The sequence below is a fragment of the Alloalcanivorax balearicus MACL04 genome (assembly GCF_025532145.1).
Taxonomy (GTDB): Bacteria; Pseudomonadota; Gammaproteobacteria; order Pseudomonadales; family Alcanivoracaceae; genus Alloalcanivorax; species Alloalcanivorax balearicus.
Window position 1 is genome coordinate 1 of record NZ_ARXS01000070.1, and the last position, 875, is coordinate 875.

Genomic DNA, 875 nt, shown 5'->3' on the forward strand with positions numbered 1-875 from the left:
CCATGTCGTTGCCGGTGTCGGTCTGGTCGGAGCGACCGTGCCCGCGCCGATCGAAGGCGACGACGCGGTAACCCTGCGAGAGGAAGAACAGCATCTGGTTGTCCCAGTCGTCCGATGACAACGGCCAGCCGTGGTGGAAGACAATGGGCTGGGCGTCTTTCGGCCCCCAGTCCTTGTAGAAGATGCGGGTACCGTCCTGAGCGGTGATGGTCGCCATGGAGACGTCCTCTTGGTCGCGTGGTTCGGATCAGCCGGCGTCGCTCGGCACCGGCGTGTTGAGCAGTTGCTGCTCCCAAAGATAGGCGATGCCGCTGCCGCTGAAATGCTGGATGAGAATCTCGGTCAGCTCCTCGACATGCCCGGTGCGCGCCCAATCGCGTTGCCATTCGCCAGCGAGCGCCATCACGGTCATCACGTTCGCGCCGGCCGCGATCATTCGCTGGATGGCCACTTCGTGAGACTCCTTCGAAATCCCGCCCGACGCGTCGGTGACCACGGTCACGTCCCAGCCTTCGCCGGCGGCCTGGATGACAGGCATTGCGACACAGACCTCGGTCCACAGGCCGGCGATGATCAGCTGCTTGCGGCCGGTCTCCTTGACCCGATTCACCACATTCTCGTCCTGCCAGGTGTTCACCCAGGTGCGATCAATGACGTCCTGATCCGGAAATACGTCGGTGATCTGCTTGAAGAGAAACCCTCCGCGCGCCGCGATCACACTGGTGAGAATGGTCGGAACATTGAAGGCTTTCGCCAGCTTGGCCAGCGCGGTCGTGCTGTTGACCACAGCTTGTGGGTCGTGGCTGTTCAGGTTCGCGAGCTGGTAAGGCTGGTGGTCGATCAAAACCAGTACGGAATCTTCGGGACGAAGAAGC

The 875-nt window shown here is 62.1% G+C and carries 2 protein-coding genes; both read right to left on the bottom strand.

Annotation, left to right across the window (positions count from 1 at the left end; translation table 11 throughout):
* Nucleotides 1-217 (bottom strand): alpha/beta fold hydrolase (locus MA04_RS21710; protein WP_262462847.1); only part of this gene is annotated, 217 nt, incomplete at its 3' end.
* Between the two features lie 30 nt (nt 218-247).
* Nucleotides 248-875 (bottom strand): hydrolase (locus MA04_RS21715; protein ID WP_262462848.1); only part of this gene is annotated, 628 nt, incomplete at its 5' end.